Source organism: Paenibacillus camerounensis (assembly GCF_000723885.1).
Classification (GTDB): domain Bacteria; phylum Bacillota; class Bacilli; order Paenibacillales; family Paenibacillaceae; genus Paenibacillus_AQ; species Paenibacillus_AQ camerounensis.
This window is the reverse complement of sequence record NZ_CCDG010000035.1, coordinates 92,462-105,520: the sequence shown is the minus strand read 5'-3', so window position 1 is coordinate 105,520 and position 13,059 is coordinate 92,462. Positions and strand designations below refer to the sequence as shown.

Sequence of the window (13,059 nt, the reverse complement as noted above, 5' to 3'; positions counted from 1 at the left end):
AACTCTCAATTATCGTTCATTTTATTTAAATAGTTGTTTGTGAGTTAAAGATTCTTAGACAGACGCAGCATATCCCTGCAGATCATCCCGTTCTCGTAAATAACCTCAGGATAATGTCTTGTAAAAAAATCGAGGTCAACCCCGACAATACGAAAACCGCATTTTTGATATAAAGCCAGCTGATTCACGCTCGAATTACCGGTTCCTAACTCCATTGTCCGGTATCCAAGCAGCGCAGCGTATTGAACCGCATGTAAAATCAGTTGTTTACCGATTCCTCTGCCCTGATGTTTAGCCTCCACAGCCACATTCACCAGCTCAATTGTGTCCGGTCTCGTCGGAAGAAGCACAAATACACCTGCAGGCTCGTCATCTATGAATCCTGCAAAACACTCTCCTCTTTTCAGGTAAGCCTCGACTTTCTTACGGCAAGGGTCTGCTGAGAGCAGCAATTCTATCAGCGGATGCTCATGCTCAGCCAGTCTTCTTATAATCATCTTGCTGCAATACCTCCAGCCATTTTTCTCCAGTATACCCTAACTGCACCCGCAGGTCGCAACAAAAAAAAAAGCATGCTCCCGCTGTAACGGGAACATGCATAGGGGACCCCCATTAGATGAAGCAGGCACTCAAGATAATAACAAGCAGGATATAAAGAACCAGAATCGCACCAGTAGATGTCCAAGGACCTACAGGACCTACATTAGCGCCACCAACATTACCGCCGTATCCGCAATCTGCACCCATGAGATAACCTCCTTCAAAATGATGACTACAGGATAGAGTATGTATAACGGCTCTGCGCAGACTGGGCAAATCAGACTTTTTTTGGGAAAACAGCCTGGATGCAGCCTGCCATACTGTATAAGCATGGCAAGCTGCGCTGTCGGCAGCAGTTAGTCAGAAACCAGGATTCCGTCAAAGCTCTCCGGACCTACACGAACTGTTCCAAGCAGGTTAGAAGACACGAATGCAGTATAAGTCAGCTGCGGCGTCACCGGAGGATTAAAGTCAGCAGCTGAAAATGCGATAACCTGCGGAGCCAGCAGACTCAGGCTAAAGGTAGAAGTAGCAGAGTAGACAACTGGATCGGTCGGATCGGTTCCCCTCACGATGGTAATGGTTATTCCGACAAGCGCGAGCGGAACCTGCACAGAGATTGTGCCTTTCAGCAATGCACGCGGATTCGTCGTAACTCCCCCGGTAAGCAGGCCGATCTGGCCAAATAGCTGCGGCGTATTAATAACCAGGATCGGAATGGCAATAGAGTTCGCCGTACTGGCATTCTGTGATGTTCTGGCATCAAGATAAGTTCCCATCAAGAGCACCTCCTTTTTTCTCAGGCATAATTTATCATATTAACTTCAGCCTTTGATGGCTTGTTCTTATCACCAGCAGGCAAAAGTACAACCTTACTGCCACTGGCGACTACCGGGTATATCACTTGTCCTTCGTTGTTCCGTCTCTTTTGTTAAAAGCAAGCTCGAACAAACCGGTAGCCGACAGGCCAGCCAGCCCGCCGGCCCACAGCCGGAGCACCAGCGGCATATCCGTAAACGGATAAGAAACAGCTCCGACAATAAGACCGACCGCCAGGCCTACTGCCGGAACAAGCTGCTTGGGAAGATTGACACTGTTCTTCACCAGCTGGACAAGCGCCATAACAAACACAGCCAGTACGGATGCGAAAGCTAACACATTGTTAAGCGCCTCATTAACCATGGCATTCACCTCCCGGTCACCAGCAGTCCCGCTCTGTGAAGTACGGTGAGCAGACGGTAGAAGTCGTAGCTTCCGCCTGTCGGCGTATCCAGCAGCCCGGCAGCAACAGCAGCATTAACTGCCGGCTCTGCCCAGGCCGGTACATTCATTACCGCCCGCCCTTCGATCACGGTAAGCCGGTCCGCTGCATTTTTAATCGACTGCCCCTGCTCCTGCACACCGGTTTTGAGTGTATCCCGGCTGACTGTAAGCGCGGCAAGCAACACACGCAGGTCTTTAAGCTCCGTTTCCAGGCTGGCAAGCTTTTGTCTGTCTTCAGCCGACATCTCATCATCCTCCTTGATTTCGTCATATTGGTATAAATTGTAAGTATTCATGATCTGAATCAGTTTAGCCGAATAGTTCGGGTCAGTGGCATAACCCGCCGCAGCTATTTCCCTGGCCGCTGCCCGTCCGTCCACACCGATTACTCTGCTGTAAAGATTACGGTTCCATGATACACCGCCGATAATAAGCGCAGAATGGTCAGCTACCGACTCACCCCAGTTGTTATAAGCACGGAAGGCTGCAGTAACCTGCACAGGCTTGCCGTTCATGTATTCCGTAGTCCTGACAGCTACGCTTCCTGCCGGTCCGCTGCCCTTTATGCCGAACAGGTTGTTGGCCTTCTCCGTCAGTCCGCTCTTGCCCCAGCCGGATTCCAGTGCAGCCTGGGCTATGGTAAGCGAAGCGGCAATGTGGCTGCGCTGCATATCCGCTACCGCAAAAGGAACAATCCGGGCAATAAACTCGGCATTAGTCATACTCTCACATCCTTTCCCTATATTAAATGCACTTTTTGAAAGATGGCTTGTGCTTATAGCGAACACTCTGATTTAATATAAATTTTTATTTTTTTTTGACATGTCTTGTTAATCTATAAATTCAGGCGTAATATATAGTAAAAATTAACTATAAGGAGGGTATAAAAGACTATGCCTTCATATTATTTTAAAGAGGTGTGGACACCTCTAAAATGGATTGGAATCAAGTTCTTTCATGACGACGAGGAGAACCTATGGATTAAATGGTGGTCTAACCCGCGTAAAAAACTGCGCTAATCGTCCTATATACACTTTTGCACAAATATAAAAGCTCTTTTGAGCTGCGGCAGGTCTAGCATGCTGCAGGCCAAAAGAGCTTTCTACTGTTCAGGCGAATTCGTGCATAAAATCAGCTCGCCGCCTCAAAGGTAATCCGGTTTTTGCCGCTGCGCTTGGAGATATACAGCGCTTCGTCCGCCAGGCGCATCGTGTCGTCAGGCTCCCCGGCATCCGGTGACCATACAGCGGCTCCAACACTGCAGCCGATATGAAGGTTCTCGCCACCAATCAGGAACGGCTGATTCAGCTTCTTGATTATTCGGGTAGCAACAACCTCCGCTTCCTGCATCGGCTTACCTGCTGAAGTATGCAGGATGACAACGAACTCATCTCCGCCAAGCCGTGCTACAATCTCATGATCACGGGTAGATTCGAGCAGCCTCCCCGCCACCTGCTGCAGCAGAACGTCACCTGTAGCATGACCAAATGAGTCATTTACCTTCTTGAAGCCGTCCAGATCAAGATACAGGATACTTAGTGTAGACTGGTTCTGCTTAGCCTTGCTGACCGCATGAGACATAAATTCATTCAGCGCTGTACGGTTAGGCAGTCCGGTCAACGCATCATGCATAGCCTTATTAGACATATAACTGAGCTTGCTCTCTGTTTTGGTCAAATTATCAACCAGATTCTGCAGAGATGCGGAGAGGACAGCCACATCTTTAATTCTGGCCGAGGTAGGAATCTCCACATAGGCGCCCGAGCTCAGCATATCTGCTGTGCGGGAAATGTCATGGAGCGGCCGGGAAATCCAGCCGGCCAGGAGCCATCCGATGATCCCGAAGACCACAGCCGCCGCAAGGCCGATCAATATAATAAACCGTTCAAATTGATGCACCGAAGCGAAGGCAATGTCTGCCGGCTGCCGGATAATGACCGTCCAGCCAAGGCCGGGGTAGTTAAGATATCCGTCACCGATAGAATATCCTGTCAGATAAGTGTCTTTGCCCTTCGTCTGCTCTACTATCCATGAGTTCTCACCCTCACGTGCTCTTTGCAGTGCTGTATCTGACAGCTTTGTCCCGATCAGACTGTCCGGACCCAGCAGCACAGTGTCATCCTTGCGGCTGACTACAAGCACCTCAACATTGCTCAGCCTGTCCTTCAGCGGTGCCATGATAGATTGCTCGACTTCACGTGACCATTCCCAGCTGAGATGTGCCGCCAGAACACCCGTCGTTTGATTCTGTTTGTTATATACCGGAACACTGACATCGACGAACTGCAAGTCTTCACCGCCGGGATTGGGCAGCAGCTTCGACAGCAGTACAGCATCGTGGACATCCCCCACGAACAAGTCTTTAATTCCTTCCTGAAATACAGGCCTCTGGCTGATATTCTGTCCGGCCAGAATATCATCTGTGGATGAGAGCACATTTCCTTCTGTATCCAGAAAGCCCACCCAGGTGAATACGGGCAGACTGCTCTTCAACTGGTTAAGCAGGCCGCTGATTTCTTCCTTGTCATACGGCTCCTGAAAAGCGTTAAGCTTGCTGAGCACCTGCACCTCACCGGAGCGTGACCACATGAAATGATCCAGCTTCTCAGCCATCTGATAAGCTTCTTCTGCGAGCGATCCGCCAATGCCCCGTTCTACAGATTTTGTAGATTGGCTACCGATAATCCAGATAAGCAGGGCTGTAAGGAGAATAATAATGACGGCGAAGGCGCCTGAAAAAAAAGTCCGCAGGTTAAATGACATAGACATGTCCCCTTGTCGAAATGAGTCGTTAATTATATATCGGATAAAACAGGTACAGCAGTAAGCGTACTATTATGTATTTTATCCCTTTGCTGATTCTAATCACACAAAAAAAGCAGCTCCCTCCTCTCCTTAAAGAGCGGGGCTGCTGCCTTATTCCGCTTAACCTTCTCAGTCTACCTTAGCTCCTAAAGATCGGGCCAGGAGCACTGCCTGCTCGACATCCATCCGCACGTTTTTGAGATCCAGGCTCTTCAGATCAATGCCCTCTAGCTTGGCATCCCGCAGATCTGCCCCGTCAAGCTTGCACTGGCTCAGCCGTACTCTGCTCAGATCAGCGCCGCGCAGATCGCTTTTCTGCAGATTGCAGCCCAGCATATCCGCCTCTGTGAACCGGATGCCCCGCAAATCCTGCCGTGTCAGATTAACGTGACGGAGGTTAGTATAAGACCAGTCCCCGCCGTCCAGCGTAATGCCGTCCATGGAAGCATTGGCGAAGTCGGAGCCGGTCATTTTACAGTCCACAAACCGGGCAACGAACAGATTAGCCCCTGTAAATTTGCAGTTTGTAAAAGCCGCCCCCTTATGCAGTGAAGCATTCAGCTGTGCCCCCGAGAAATCACAATCGATGAATCTGCAGCCGCTGGTGGCCACTTCCTCCATCGATGCCCCCTTAAATGAACAGCGCTCAAAGGTACAGCTGTTCAGCTCCCCGTCCTGCAAAGCAGCATAATCAAATTTGTGCTCGAGGAAGCTTTCATTATCATACTGATACATGATCCGTACGCCCCTTTTGTTCCCGTTAAAATAATTTTAGAAAGAATCTTTTAAAAATGGCACTATAGTAGATTGTTCTCAATCTGCCATTCCGCTATAATAGCAAAAAAACAGGCGGAGGTAAATGATGGACGACTCCAGCAGAAAAGAACCATTCCGATATGTGATGAACCAGCCGATCCAGTGCTGGCTTGAGGTTCCAGCAGGAAATAACGGTCCGGGCGCCGGCAAATTAACCGAGGGTGTGCTGCTAGATCTCAGCCGCTCAGGCTGTAAGGTTCGCACCTCGCTGAACCTCCGCTTTACTTCAGGCGATACCAAGCTGATCATTCATTTCCGGCTGGCTGAAGAGAATCTGCAGTTTGAAGGCAGTGTACGCTGGGGCTGGATGTTCGGGATCGGACAGTTTCAATACGGGGTGCGGCTTGAGCTCAGCGAGGCCGAGGATGAACAGCTGGCGCGTGAGCTGGAGCTATGGACGAACAGGCTGAAAGCTCAATAATATTTGTGTGCATAAAAGAGAGCAGCGCTGTTATATGCCCTGCTCTCTTTTATGTTCCTGCTATATTTAGACCTCTGTTTTTTTCTGAATAAGCACGGTCATCCCATAGATCAGCAGCAATGCAATACCGGCTTCAAAGAAAAAAGGCCACGGACCGGAGCCTGCATAAAGCATTTCAAGCCCGCTCGGAATATCCGAAGCTTTTACAATCTCGAACCGGAAAGCACTATCAATGCCCATAAAATAATTGCTGAACAGCAGCTCCTCGAGATAGCCGACTGCGCTCTGCAGACCAAACACGATGATAAGGGTAACCCATATTTTTTTATTAAGCGGAATACTTCTGGCTACTGTACTGGCAAACATGATCATAAGCAGAACGAATCCGGCTGACCAGGTGCATTGCAGCACACTGCGCGCTGCCACCGTCCAAAAATTCGCCGGCAGAAAATCCGCCGAATAAAACAGGATATACAGGCCGAGCTGAAGCAGCCCGATGATCAGCAGGCAGACAAGAAGCAGCCAGTATAGCAACAGCGGAGAAAGCACGGTGTACAAAGCTTTTACCGGAAGGAGCTGCCGCTGATAGGATTTCAGATTACGGTTATAATTAAATGATGCGAAGAACAGAAAAACTGCACCGATAGAGAAATAGGCAACCAGGTGTGCGGATACAGTGTCACTAACTGAAGAATCAGAGGATAACCAGATCCCGATATGAAACAGCACTAAGATGACCATTGCCGCCAATATCCTGTCACGGCTGCGCCGAAAATCATAACGAATCAGCTTCAGCATTCCGCATACACCTCTTTAAACAGCTCATCAATGCTTATGCCGCGCTGCAGCCGTAATTTCTCAGCATCACTGTGCAAGACAATTTCTCCTTCTTTTATAAAGATTACCTCATCAAAAATCCGTTCGATATCCGAAACCAGGTGGGTCGAGAGCAGAATTGTGCTGTCTTCTTCATAAAACTCCATCAGGGCATTGAGGATTTTGGTCCGGGCTACCGGGTCCACGCCGCCAATCGGTTCGTCAAGCATATACAGCCGGGCTTTCCGTGAAAGGGCAAGAGTAAGCTGCAGGCGCTCGCTCATTCCTTTAGACAGGGAGGTCACGCGCTCCTTTTCACTGAGCTTCATGAACTCCAGCATCCGGCGTGCCTTAATCCGGTCAAAATCCGCGTAGAAATCCTCCATGAACTTCAGCGCATCGCCTACCTTCATCCATTTCTCTGTCAGCGGCCGGTCCGGCATGAAGGATACAAGGGCCTTACTCGCTTCGCCAACCGGAAGCCCCAGCACAGAAATGCTGCCTGAGCCAGGGCGGAGAAGTCCGGCAATCAGTTTCATGATTGTGCTTTTACCGCTGCCGTTGCTGCCGAGCAGTCCGACAATTTTACCGGCACCGAGCTCAAAGGAAACCTGATTCAGCGCCTGCTTGAAGCCGTATTTTTTCGAAACCTGCTGTACCTGAAGTATGCTGTCCACCCTTACACCCCTCTGCTTTCTTTGGCAGCGATATTATCAGCAACGGCCTTTACAATCTCTTCACTCTGGAAGCCGAGCTCCTGCATGCCGCGGACGAACCGGTCCAGAATATCCTGAGCCATTTCCCGTTTAATCTTCATAATCGTCTCTTCCCTCCCGGTTACATATCTGCCCATGCCGCGCCTTGTCTCCACAATCTCTTCACGCTCCAGTTCCTGAAAGGTTCTTTGCACGGTGTTCGGATTAATCTGCAGTTCAGTGGCAAGCTCACGTACTGAGGGGATTTTGTCGCCAGGCTTCAGCTTGCCAGTAATAATCTCGCCTTTGAGGTAGTTCATGATCTGAAGATATATCGGCTGATTGTTGTCAAATTCAATCGTCATCAAGCAACGTCCCTTCGTCTGAACACCAAGAAGCCTGCCAGCAGAAAGACAGCCATGTAAACCGCCAGCATGAGAATGGAGAAGCCAAGTGTCATGCCGGGCAACGGCGGAGTCCCGCCCCGATAGATGGACAAATCAAGGTTGGGAAACAAAAAGTACTTATAGAAATCGCGGTAGATTACAACTTTGTCCATCATAACTGCAAACATCGAGATCCCGATGGTAACACCTGTGGAATTGGTCAGTACACCAACCATAAAGACAAAGGTTACGTACACCACCGTATATACATAGCCGTACAGCAATGACTGCAGAATATCTGCTATACCTGTCTCCCCGCCGCCTGTTTGAAACAACAGTATACCTGAGATGACGATTGAAGCAGCAGTGACAACTGTCAGACTAAGGGCGTACAGCAGAACCGTTACATATTTGGAGGCCAAAATGGCCGTGCGGCTGCGGGCGCGGATCAGCAAAAATTTCACTGTACCCTGACTATGCTCCTTACTGACGATTCCCGCTGTTCCAATGATCGCGAGTATGGCTATGATCTGGCCCAATCCGGTGGGCAGCAGCATTTCCTTGATGAAGGCAGCAGCAGAAGGGAATGAATCCGGTGAAAAAGAATGGCTGATATACGCGATCATCGCCTGGAACAGCACAGCAATCAGGTAGGGGATAAAAAAGGAGCGCTTTTTGAATATTTTCAGCCATTCGTTGAGTACCAGCAGATTAAATTTACGCAATTCGGTTTCCTCCCGTCCAGTTCAGGAAATCTTCCTCGAGACTTTGCTTATGCTCTGTGATGCGGTATACCCCGACCTTGGCTGCACCAAGTGCAGCAACCAGCTCCGGCACCTTATGGTCATACAGCCTGATGTTCAGCTCAGAGTGAAGTTCGTCCGCACCTGTAAGCTTTACTCCGTCTTCTGCCTGTATTACGGCCTGTGCAGCTGCAATGTTATCAACCCGAACGGTCAGCGCCACTTCGCCTTCAGTCTGTGCCTCTGCTCCCAGCCGGGTAACTCTGACCAGTGTACCGTTCTGGATCACAACCGCCCGGTGGCAAATCTGCTCAATTTCACCCAGCATATGGCTGGAGATCAGGATTGAGATTCCTTCCACTTCAGCAATCTTCCGCATATAATCACGCATCTCACGGATGCCTGCCGGATCGAGGCCGTTGGTCGGCTCATCCAGAATGAGCAGCTTCGGTGAATGCAGCAATGCCTGGGCAATCCCCAGCCGCTGGCGCATACCCAGCGAGTAGGCTTTTACTTTCTTGTTCATTGCTTCCTGAAGCCCCACCAGCTCCACAACCTCTGTTATCCGTGATTTCGAGATACCGTCACTCATCCGCACGTATTGCAGCAGATTATCCAGCCCGGTCATATGGGAATAAAATTCCGGGTTCTCGATAATGGCTCCGATATGGGCAATCGCCTGCTTAAAATCGTTACGGATGCTATGGCCTTGAACCAGCACATCCCCTTCAGTCATTTTGATTAATCCGGTCATCATACGGATGGTTGTTGTCTTACCGGCACCATTAGGCCCGAGCAGCCCGACAATCTCCCCTCTACCGATCTCAAAGGACAGCTGATTCACAATCGCCTTCCCTTTGATCATCTTCGTGACTTTGTTCATCTGCAGAACCGGTACGCCGCCTTTTATCTCCGACTGTCCCTGATTAGCTGTTATCCGCTCCATAATTTCCTCCCTTTATCCTATAACGCTTGAATTCTTAATTAATGTATCGGTGTGTTAGTTACATAGTACACTAGGAAGTTAGCCAAGTAAAGCCTGTAAATAAAAAAATTGACCAGACCTGGTTGTGTTACTTTCCGCCAGTTCACCTAATTGTCCGCCCTGTAGTCTATCAACCACACCGATAAGCCAGCGGTACATAGAATAGAATTGCATCTAAAGACGATAACCTTAGGAGGAATGACAATGAAGCCAGCAGTCCATATATCCCAGACCTATCCGCGGCTGAGAGTCTATGAGGAAGAGAACTACCTGGGCCGCAGAAGAACTTACACCGGAAACCTGGGCATCCGCAATACGGACAATATCCTTGACGGTATCGAGAGCCTGCGTTTCTTCTCCACCAGCAGCAACGCCACACTCGTCCTGTTCAGCAGAACAAGATTCAGAGGCAGCTTCCTGGTAATCCGCGGCAACCGTAACATCCGTGACCTGGACGATTATATCCGCGGCAACGATGTCGAATCCCTCATCTCGACCAACCAGCGGCTGACTCTCCAGCAGATCCGTGATATCCGCAGAACCGGAGATCTGCCCTCGGGCTACCGTTTAATTTAACCAGATTCAACAAGCTGAGGCGGATCGCGCAGAAGGTTGCGCTGATCTGCCTCTTGTTCATTTTTGAGATCATGGTTTAATAGATAATGAACCTTGTTCATCTCTTTTTTCACCGGAAAGGAACCCGACTCTATGATTCTATTCATTCACCGCAAGGATCTGCGGACCCATGATCTCCCGGCCTTTGATCTTATCCAGGCTGCCGGGGACCGTTCACTGCATGTGCTGATCCTTGAGCCATTTTTGCTGCGCAACGGACGGCATCTTGAACACAGCGGGATCAACTTCCTTACTCATGTATCAAGATTAAAAGAAGAATATACGCAGAACGGCAAGCTGCTGCATATCCTGTACGGCGAGCCTGATGCTATAGTTACCAAGCTGGCGCAGGTCCATCCGGTAGATCTCGTACTGACTCATGCCGACTATACCCCCTATGCGCTAAAAAGAGAGGCTCAGCTAAGTAGGACTGCAGAACGGCTTGGCATACGGCTGCTCTCCTGTCAGGACAGTATGCTCTGTGACCTGAATGATTTCATGGAATGGAGTGGCCGGAGCGAACCCTATAAGGTATTCACACCGTTTTACCGCCGCTGGCGCAGCTTTCTCGCCGAACGTTACCGCCCTCCTTACGCAGCATCCTTGCAGCAGCTGGATACAGCCGCGATAGACGAGGAGACGGTCCGGGAATTCAGTCTGCCTGTGGAGATTGTCCGGCAGCTTGATTTGCTGGCCTTATCAGCCCGCAGTATAAGCCCTGACCTCATACTGGATGATTTTTTTGAGGACGGGCTGCAGCAGTATACACGGACACGTGACCAATACGCCCTGCAGGGGACAAGCATGGTAAGCAGACACCTGAATACCGGAGCTGTTTCGGTACGGACCGTCTATAGCCGGCTGACGGAGGACGGCAGGAGCGGTGAGGATTGGCTGAGGCAGCTGGCCTGGAGGGATTTCTATCTGTATCAGGCCCGGCTGGACCCGGATTTTTTCAGCTATGAAAAGGCCTATGATCTGTCGCTGCTTAGCACAGACCACTTTGAAGCGTGGTCCAGCGGCGCTACCGGCATCCCCATCATCGACGCCGCTATGCGCCAGCTGAACGAGACCGGCTGGATGCCGAACCGGCTGCGGATGATTACCGCCATGTTCCTGACCAAAAACCTCGGCTGCCCGTTCATCTACGGGGAACGCTATTTCCGGCTGAAGCTTACGGATTACGATAACGTGCTGAACCGCGGCGGCTGGCTGTGGAGCTCCTCGCTCGGATATGATGCCTCCCCTTATTTCAGAGTAATGAATCCGGTCACGCAGTCGCAGACTCATGATCCGGTCGGCACTTACATCCGCACCTGGATGCCAGAGCTGTCCAAGCTGTCCGACAAGGAGATTCACCTGCCACGCCCGGAGGCGATTGTCGATTTGAAGCGCTCAAGGGCGCTTGCGATAGATGTCTATAAAGAGATATTAAGAAGCAAGCAGGCTGTGAACAGCGGCTGAGCGGTTGAAGAAATAGTGGCAGTTATGAGGCTTGGAGGGTGAGCAGAAGTAGGCTTAAAAGAGCAGAAATAGGAACAGCTGCAGCATCAATGTGCCTGAAGAAGCTTTTTCAGGGATTGGTGCTGCAGCTGTTTTGATGTGAAGGATGAATGTTTGGTATAAGTGTACTTGATACAACTAAAACACCGGATTTCTGGTTGAATACACCTTTAGCTGCACTCTGTACACTTAAAAGTCTGCTAAACGCCGGATTTAGCGATTTGGAACCGTTTTAGCTGTACCAAGTGCAGCTATATGCCACTGGGGTTCGTTTTTCCTGCTTTTAGTTGCACGGAATACAGTTATCCACCTGGCTTACTATCCGCGGCCAACCTTATTCTGCTCCTCCCGCAAAATATCCAGAATATCCGCTGTGCCCGCCGACAGCTGAATCAGATCAGCAGCCAGCATTCTTGTCTGCTCCTGCAACACTTCTGCCCCGTCCGTTCCTTCCAGATAACGTGAGGCAAAATGCAGAAATACATCCACCTTGCGCAGCAGCATCAGAGTCGGAATGGCTGTCAGCTCATCATCAGTCAGCGTTACACTGCGGCTGAACCCCAGGCAGAATTCACGGATGATCCGCTGCTCTTCAGGAAGGCCCAGCAGACCCGACAGGATTACCGCGGCGTCCATTGCGCGCAGATCATATGTACAGAATTCAAAATCAAGCAGCGCCGCTACCCTGCTGTGATCCTCCGTATCCACCAGCAGATTAGAGGCATTGAGATCGCCGTGGACCAGCTGATGGGGCAGCGTCTCCAGTTCTTTTAGCGAGTCTGCAATATTTACATACGCCTGATACAGGCTGTTAAGCTCTGCTTTCAAATCTCCCAGCACCTCGGGCGGGTTATGGCATAGCTGCCGGACCGTCTCTTCGGTACAAAGCGGATAGGCCTGACGCAGCTCATAGTAGGGACGGTAAACCGGCTGCAGCACCGGATCAATTCCGGCCAATACGGAAGTGAGCTGTCCAGCCGCCATACCGAAGGATTCATAGTAACGGGTATCCTGCTTAGTTGGCGAATCCCCCTCCATATAACGGAACAGACAGGCGAATTTGCCGCCCACCTCCTCAAGCTGTACCATTGTAGCTCCATCCACCGCCTGAACCGGCAACGGTGTACCAAACGGTAATGACAGCTTATGCAGCTCCAGCAGCACAGCATGTTCAAATTCGATTTTACCCCTGTCACGGTGTGTATCATAAATACGCAATACGCCCTTACGGCCGTTTCCGCTCACAATATAGGTCGTGTTATTCCAGCCCCCGCTGCGTTTCTCCAGGGTTCCGTCCCATTGCGGCCAGACCTTGCTTACAATAGTTTCCACAGGCTTACACCCCTTTCCTAGATGTTCAAATATGTATGGTGATAATTACACAGGTTACATTCGTCAATACAATGAGAATAATCAACTGTTCATCAGCAATTGTAAAATCAGCACACAGCTCTGTCAAATTCTCCAATGT

The 13,059-nt window shown here is 50.1% G+C and carries 16 protein-coding genes; 3 read left to right on the top strand and 13 right to left on the bottom strand.

What is annotated here, in order from left to right; genetic code table 11:
* Nucleotides 1-44: 44 nt before the first annotated feature.
* The 7 genes from BN3772_RS13370 to BN3772_RS13345 all read right to left on the bottom strand — a co-directional run bounded on the left by BN3772_RS13370 (nt 45) and on the right by BN3772_RS13345 (nt 5,343).
* Nucleotides 45-497 (bottom strand): GNAT family N-acetyltransferase, encoded by a 453-nt coding sequence (locus BN3772_RS13370; protein WP_042199976.1) that lies wholly within the window; start codon nt 495-497, stop codon nt 45-47.
* A gap of 115 nt (nt 498-612) precedes the next feature.
* Nucleotides 613-747 carry a sporulation protein YjcZ gene (locus BN3772_RS31260; protein ID WP_197071804.1) on the bottom strand — a complete coding sequence of 45 codons (135 nt, stop codon included), beginning with the start codon at nt 745-747 and terminating at the stop codon, nt 613-615.
* A gap of 149 nt (nt 748-896) precedes the next feature.
* Nucleotides 897-1,319, bottom strand: a complete 423-nt coding sequence (locus BN3772_RS13365; RefSeq protein ID WP_042199975.1) for a hypothetical protein — start codon at nt 1,317-1,319, stop codon at nt 897-899.
* A gap of 121 nt (nt 1,320-1,440) precedes the next feature.
* Nucleotides 1,441-1,722, bottom strand: coding sequence for a holin (locus BN3772_RS13360; protein ID WP_042199974.1), 282 nt, complete (start codon nt 1,720-1,722; stop codon nt 1,441-1,443).
* 5 nt (nt 1,723-1,727) lie between these two features.
* Entirely contained in the window at nt 1,728-2,525 is a 798-nt protein-coding gene (locus tag BN3772_RS13355) for a glycoside hydrolase family 73 protein (RefSeq protein ID WP_042176363.1), read from the bottom strand.
* Between the two features lie 409 nt (nt 2,526-2,934).
* The gene (locus BN3772_RS13350; protein WP_042199972.1) at nt 2,935-4,566 is read right to left on the bottom strand and encodes a sensor domain-containing diguanylate cyclase; all 1,632 of its coding nucleotides are present in this window, start codon (nt 4,564-4,566) and stop codon (nt 2,935-2,937) included.
* Between the two features lie 171 nt (nt 4,567-4,737).
* Nucleotides 4,738-5,343 (bottom strand): pentapeptide repeat-containing protein, encoded by a 606-nt coding sequence (locus BN3772_RS13345; protein ID WP_042199971.1) that lies wholly within the window; start codon nt 5,341-5,343, stop codon nt 4,738-4,740.
* Nucleotides 5,344-5,467: 124 nt separating this feature from the next.
* On the opposite strand from BN3772_RS13345, the gene BN3772_RS13340 reads away from it, so the two are divergent.
* Nucleotides 5,468-5,845, top strand: coding sequence for a PilZ domain-containing protein (locus BN3772_RS13340; RefSeq protein ID WP_244444739.1), 378 nt, complete (start codon nt 5,468-5,470; stop codon nt 5,843-5,845).
* A gap of 66 nt (nt 5,846-5,911) precedes the next feature.
* Here BN3772_RS13340 and BN3772_RS13335 read toward each other — a convergent pair whose 3' ends face one another.
* From BN3772_RS13335 to BN3772_RS13315, 5 genes are read right to left on the bottom strand one after another with little or no spacing between them, the layout of a single operon-like run.
* Nucleotides 5,912-6,643: a hypothetical protein gene (locus BN3772_RS13335; protein WP_042199968.1), complete on the bottom strand. Its 732-nt coding sequence runs from the start codon at nt 6,641-6,643 to the stop codon at nt 5,912-5,914.
* Nucleotides 6,637-7,338, bottom strand: coding sequence for an ABC transporter ATP-binding protein (locus tag BN3772_RS13330; protein WP_042199966.1), 702 nt, complete (start codon nt 7,336-7,338; stop codon nt 6,637-6,639). Before BN3772_RS13330 ends, BN3772_RS13335 begins: the two co-directional genes overlap by 7 nt.
* Nucleotides 7,339-7,340: 2 nt before the next feature.
* The gene (locus tag BN3772_RS13325) at nt 7,341-7,721 is read right to left on the bottom strand and encodes a GntR family transcriptional regulator (protein WP_042199964.1); all 381 of its coding nucleotides are present in this window, start codon (nt 7,719-7,721) and stop codon (nt 7,341-7,343) included.
* Entirely contained in the window at nt 7,721-8,467 is a 747-nt protein-coding gene (locus BN3772_RS13320) for an ABC transporter permease (RefSeq protein WP_042199963.1), read from the bottom strand. Before BN3772_RS13320 ends, BN3772_RS13325 begins: the two co-directional genes overlap by 1 nt.
* Nucleotides 8,460-9,431 carry an ABC transporter ATP-binding protein gene (locus BN3772_RS13315; protein ID WP_042199962.1) on the bottom strand — a complete coding sequence of 324 codons (972 nt, stop codon included), beginning with the start codon at nt 9,429-9,431 and terminating at the stop codon, nt 8,460-8,462. The genes BN3772_RS13320 and BN3772_RS13315 overlap by 8 nt, the downstream gene beginning before the upstream one ends.
* Nucleotides 9,432-9,674: 243 nt before the next feature.
* Between BN3772_RS13315 and BN3772_RS13310 the strand changes: the two genes are divergently transcribed.
* Both BN3772_RS13310 and BN3772_RS13305 read left to right on the top strand, forming a co-directional pair.
* A complete protein-coding gene (locus BN3772_RS13310; protein WP_042176344.1) occupies nt 9,675-10,046 on the top strand; it encodes a hypothetical protein in 372 nt (123 codons plus the stop codon).
* A gap of 132 nt (nt 10,047-10,178) precedes the next feature.
* Complete coding sequence (locus tag BN3772_RS13305) at nt 10,179-11,549, top strand: cryptochrome/photolyase family protein (RefSeq protein WP_042199961.1); 1,371 nt, start codon at nt 10,179-10,181, stop codon at nt 11,547-11,549.
* A gap of 357 nt (nt 11,550-11,906) precedes the next feature.
* Here the strand turns inward: BN3772_RS13305 and BN3772_RS13300 are convergent, their stop codons facing one another.
* Complete coding sequence (locus BN3772_RS13300) at nt 11,907-12,920, bottom strand: phosphotransferase enzyme family protein (protein WP_042199960.1); 1,014 nt, start codon at nt 12,918-12,920, stop codon at nt 11,907-11,909.
* Between the last annotated feature and the right edge of the window lie 139 nt (nt 12,921-13,059).

Bases quoted from the DNA above. Each gene is read 5' to 3' on its own strand.
- BN3772_RS13370 (WP_042199976.1), bottom strand. From the start codon at position 497: ATGATTATAAGAAGACTGGCTGAGCATGAGCATCCGCTGATAGAATTG.
- BN3772_RS31260 (WP_197071804.1), bottom strand. From the start codon at position 747: ATGGGTGCAGATTGCGGATACGGCGGTAATGTTGGTGGCGCTAATGTA.
- BN3772_RS13365 (WP_042199975.1), bottom strand. From the start codon at position 1,319: ATGGGAACTTATCTTGATGCCAGAACATCACAGAATGCCAGTACGGCG.
- BN3772_RS13360 (WP_042199974.1), bottom strand. From the start codon at position 1,722: ATGGTTAATGAGGCGCTTAACAATGTGTTAGCTTTCGCATCCGTACTG.
- BN3772_RS13355 (WP_042176363.1), bottom strand. From the start codon at position 2,525: ATGACTAATGCCGAGTTTATTGCCCGGATTGTTCCTTTTGCGGTAGCG.
- BN3772_RS13350 (WP_042199972.1), bottom strand. From the start codon at position 4,566: ATGTCATTTAACCTGCGGACTTTTTTTTCAGGCGCCTTCGCCGTCATT.
- BN3772_RS13345 (WP_042199971.1), bottom strand. From the start codon at position 5,343: ATGTATCAGTATGATAATGAAAGCTTCCTCGAGCACAAATTTGATTAT.
- BN3772_RS13340 (WP_244444739.1), top strand. From the start codon at position 5,468: ATGATGGACGACTCCAGCAGAAAAGAACCATTCCGATATGTGATGAAC.
- BN3772_RS13335 (WP_042199968.1), bottom strand. From the start codon at position 6,643: ATGCTGAAGCTGATTCGTTATGATTTTCGGCGCAGCCGTGACAGGATA.
- BN3772_RS13325 (WP_042199964.1), bottom strand. From the start codon at position 7,721: ATGACGATTGAATTTGACAACAATCAGCCGATATATCTTCAGATCATG.
- BN3772_RS13315 (WP_042199962.1), bottom strand. From the start codon at position 9,431: ATGGAGCGGATAACAGCTAATCAGGGACAGTCGGAGATAAAAGGCGGC.
- BN3772_RS13310 (WP_042176344.1), top strand. From the start codon at position 9,675: ATGAAGCCAGCAGTCCATATATCCCAGACCTATCCGCGGCTGAGAGTC.
- BN3772_RS13305 (WP_042199961.1), top strand. From the start codon at position 10,179: ATGATTCTATTCATTCACCGCAAGGATCTGCGGACCCATGATCTCCCG.